Annotated in this window: 7 protein-coding genes; 4 read left to right on the top strand and 3 right to left on the bottom strand. The window is 32.3% G+C overall.

All coding sequences use genetic code 11. The features are described 5' to 3' along the window. The 4 genes from AC1DJR_RS20700 to AC1DJR_RS20685 form a co-directional block, all read left to right on the top strand. Nucleotides 1-278 (top strand): FAD-binding oxidoreductase (locus tag AC1DJR_RS20700; RefSeq protein WP_477003394.1); only part of this gene is annotated, 278 nt, incomplete at its 5' end. Nucleotides 279-284: 6 nt separating this feature from the next. Next, nucleotides 285-632, top strand: coding sequence for a DUF4260 domain-containing protein (locus AC1DJR_RS20695; protein ID WP_429687893.1), 348 nt, complete (start codon nt 285-287; stop codon nt 630-632). A gap of 245 nt (nt 633-877) precedes the next feature. Continuing rightward, nucleotides 878-1483 carry an FMN-binding negative transcriptional regulator gene (locus tag AC1DJR_RS20690; protein ID WP_429687894.1) on the top strand — a complete coding sequence of 202 codons (606 nt, stop codon included), beginning with the start codon at nt 878-880 and terminating at the stop codon, nt 1481-1483. Between the two features lie 212 nt (nt 1484-1695). Beyond that, nucleotides 1696-1905 carry a hypothetical protein gene (locus AC1DJR_RS20685; protein ID WP_429687945.1) on the top strand — a complete coding sequence of 70 codons (210 nt, stop codon included), beginning with the start codon at nt 1696-1698 and terminating at the stop codon, nt 1903-1905. A gap of 46 nt (nt 1906-1951) precedes the next feature. On the opposite strand, the gene AC1DJR_RS20680 is transcribed toward AC1DJR_RS20685, so the two are convergent. The 3 genes from AC1DJR_RS20680 to AC1DJR_RS20670 form a co-directional block, all read right to left on the bottom strand. Beyond that, the gene (locus AC1DJR_RS20680; RefSeq protein ID WP_429687895.1) at nt 1952-2140 is read right to left on the bottom strand and encodes a Phr family secreted Rap phosphatase inhibitor; all 189 of its coding nucleotides are present in this window, start codon (nt 2138-2140) and stop codon (nt 1952-1954) included. Continuing rightward, a complete protein-coding gene (locus AC1DJR_RS20675) occupies nt 2137-3231 on the bottom strand; it encodes a response regulator aspartate phosphatase (protein ID WP_429687896.1) in 1095 nt (364 codons plus the stop codon). The genes AC1DJR_RS20680 and AC1DJR_RS20675 overlap by 4 nt, the downstream gene beginning before the upstream one ends. A gap of 278 nt (nt 3232-3509) precedes the next feature. After that, nucleotides 3510-3833: protein adenylyltransferase SelO family protein (locus AC1DJR_RS20670; RefSeq protein WP_477003393.1), on the bottom strand; the 324-nt coding region annotated here is incomplete at its 5' end.

Below are 3833 nucleotides of genomic sequence, written 5' to 3'. Positions count from 1 at the left end.
ATGTAGGAGACGGGAATTTCCACGTGCTATTAATGATTGATCCAAATGATAAAGATGAAGTGAGAAAAGGGGACGAAATAAACGAAAGTATCGTACTGTATGCTCTTAAGCGTGGCGGAACTTGTACAGGAGAGCATGGCGTTGGAATAGGAAAGCAGAAGTATCAAGAAGAAGAACATGGTGCGGCATTATTGGTAATGGAGAAAATAAAGAAAGCTCTTGATCCGCAAAATATTTTAAATCCGAATAAAATTTTCAAGCTAACAGATAAGGAATGATGAATTTTGGAGAAACGAATTATACACTTTGAAGGATTGGTCGTCTTATTAGCTGCGATTTATATATATGCATTATGTGGATTTAGTTGGTTATTATTTATCGTATTACTTTTTGCACCTGATTTAGCAATGGTGGCGTACTCTATTAACAAACGTGTTGGTGCACAAATTTATAATCTATTTCACACATATATCATATCAATATTATTTGTTTTAATAGGGGTCTATTTAAAGATGGATACGATTTTAATGATTGGTTTAATATGGACAGCACATATTGGAATGGATCGAATGCTTGGGTATGGATTGAAGTATGAAACTGATTTTAAGGATACGCATATTCAGAGGTTATAGCTTAGGTAAAACGGAATTTATCGAATATGTATTAGAAAAAGCTATGAAGGATCGTTGAATAAGGGAGTTTGTATAAATAAAAAAATTGACTAAGGTGGCAGAAATCATATAATGCCACCTATTATTTTTGAAACAAAGGTTTTACTATATGCACTGACCTTATAAAACAATTATCATCTGTCCCTGCCCAATAATAAAGTTCATAAATATAATGAGAAATAAGAAGATAAGAAAAGAGGGAGTTTATGTACATACCAAAACATTTCACTATACAAGATGAAGAGACAAAGTACGAAATGATTGAACAAAATAGCTTTGCAACTTTATTTTCTCAACATAACGGAGCACCGTACGCAACGCATTTACCGTTATTGTTAAATAGGGAAACACTTACTTTATCTGGGCATTTTGCACGTCCAAATGAGCAGTGGAAAGATAGTGGAAATCAACAAGTGTTAGCTATTTTTCAAGGGCCACATAGTTACATCTCTCCGTCATGGTATGAAACAAATAAAGCAGTACCAACATGGAACTATGTTGCGGTGCATGTATATGGAGCGTTAGAGATTGTTGAAGATGAACAGGAATTAATAGATTCTCTTCAAGATTTAGTACATAAATATGAAAATCCAAAGAGCACGTACTCACTKAAYGATGTAGATCCAAATTATATGGAAGGATTAAGTAGGGGAATAGTTGGGTTTAGAATAAAGATAAATAAAATAGAAGGAAAAGCGAAGTTAAGTCAAAATCATTCTGTGGAGAGACGGAAATTAGTTGTAGAAGAACTTGAGAAAGTTGGTAGTGAAGGAAGTAGGGGGATTGCAGAATTGATGAAGGAAATAGAGTGAGAGAGAGAATTCATGTGAAATAAAGGGATGGTTCTATTTTTGTAGAAATATATTTTACTTAAAAAACTGCCTCCGTAGCTCTAGAAGGGAAGAGCGCCGGTTCGAATCCCGCCGGGGGTATATAGAAAACCGTATATTAAGAAATAGTTTGTCTTTGTTATACTCATTTAATGGTAAAATTAAGGTTAATATATTTTATAGGGGGAAACAAACTGGAAGTGCTTTTAGTAGCCACTTTTTCAGCTATTATCATAATGATGACCGTTTTTGTTATAATAAAAGCTTGTTTTACCGGGTATAAGAGGAATGATATATCATTTCGGAAATTTATTCTTTTATCAAGTGTTTCAATTGTGATAGGCCGTTTATTGTCATTTGTACAACCATTTGGCTATGAAAAAATATTCGATTACATTAACTAAATAAATGTATTTAAAAAGACCTTCTTAATTGAAGGCCTTTCATTTTTTAAAGTGCTTTTTCAGCTGTTGTTGTGTTGTAGGCTTTGCTTACGTCAACGGATTGAACAAAGTCAGGTTTTTGTGGTGCAGGGAAATCTGCATGACTTGCTTGATATGTAAATGAACCATTTATTCCAAGGGACACAATTCCGATGACAGATAATCCTAAAATAGCAGAACTAATTCTTTTAATCATTTTAATGCTCCTTTCTCAAATGTTTTTTCTTTTGCTTGTAACGCTTTATGAAAATATTCACTAGCCTTTACATGATTATTTTCATCATAAAGTTTGACGGCGAATTTCTCTGAATATTCTTGAGTGTAGTTATATAAAGATTCTTTGTCGAAATACGTAATTCCTTCAATAATAATTTTTTCTAAGTCTTCAGTTGAATCATTATTGTTTAAAGACTTTAAAATTTTAAAGTGGAGTATATATTCCTCATTATTGAGTTCTGTACAAAGCTTTAATCCTTTTGTAATAAATTCTTCTGCAATATTTGTTTCGCCAAGTTTAGAATGTTCTCGTGCTTGTAAGAAAATCGCTTTAAAATGGGTTGGCATTTTTGTTGTTACTTCAGATAAGTGACGAATAGCTAGTGTTGATAGGTTTTGATTGGCATATAGCCAACCTAAGTTATTACGTACTCTTAAAAGTAAAGATTCTTCATTTTGTTTTTGTAAAACATTTATTGCTGAATTGTAGTGTTCTTCAGCTTGTTCGTATTGTCTTAATTGTACACAGGAGGCACCTAAAACGCTGTCACATGAAGCAACAGTTTTTTCATAATCTCTATGTGTGATAAGTACTTCTCGAGCTTTATTAGCATATTGAATTGCTTCAATAGGTTTATAAAAATGTTGATTAAAGATAGCAAATCGGTAATTAAATTCTGCTTCCTCTAGTTTATCTGAAATATTGACTAATAGTTTCTCAGCCTCTTCATAATGTTCACATGCTAAGTTATAATTTGTTGTTAAAGTAGCATAAATCCCTTTAAACAAATGATAATAATAAGAAAGTGGATTGTTAGATGAGATAGAATAAGAATCTATTTTTTCAAAACTATCTTTTGTAATGCTTAAACTATCTGTTAAAATTTTACAGCGAAAATCTAGTAAGGAATAGTATAATGCTAAATTTTCGTCTTCTTTAAAATTTAGTTCCTTTTCCTCAATTTCATGCTTTAAATTCGTCGCCTGTGAAACATCTTGCTTTAGCATAGCTAAATACCAATCATTAAATAGTTTTGTAACTTGTTCATTACCTTGTAGTTGAACGTTCATAAAATCCCCTCACTTTTTGAATATTCTTATAAAATATATTATCAAAAATAACAATRTTTAGAAATGGRGTTTTATATTTCTCAATATTTGTTTAGTAGATTTACTATTAAACAAATTGGAATAAAGATAGTTTTGATATTTAGTTTAAGGAAGGAGAGAGTGGAATTTAGTAAGGATAGCTAAAGGGTGCTTCAGTCCGCTTTTTTGAAAGGGAAATGTATAAAAAGGTGCGTTCAYACAATTTGTATGAACACACCTTTTAAAAAAGTATTACACAATCACGTCCCGCAAAAAGTCCTATAAGGGCGATTMGACGGCRCWGRAGGCRTGCAGTAATCCGCTTGTTCTTGAGAATATTCATAAGGATTTGCTAAAGCTTGAAGAAGTTTCTCCATTACGCTATAGTCTCCATYTTTAACAGCTGCTTCTAGTGCTTCTTCTACTCGGTGGTTCCTGGGGATGATTACTGGGTTGTTATTTTTCATTAATTTGTATGCATCATCTTTCGATTCTTTTTGTCTTTCTAACCGAGATTGCCATAGCTCGTACCATTCTTTAAATTCGGGACTTTCAAATAAAGGTGCATTTTCTAATGTAGTGTC

Source organism: Bacillus sp. 05T31, assembly GCF_056396725.1.
This window is presented reverse-complemented; position numbering and strand designations above follow the sequence as displayed.

Coding starts and splice junctions, on each gene's coding strand:
- AC1DJR_RS20680 (WP_429687895.1), bottom strand. CDS start 2,140: ATGATTAAAAGAATTAGTTCTGCTATTTTAGGATTATCTGTCATCGGA.
- AC1DJR_RS20675 (WP_429687896.1), bottom strand. CDS start 3,231: ATGAACGTTCAACTACAAGGTAATGAACAAGTTACAAAACTATTTAAT.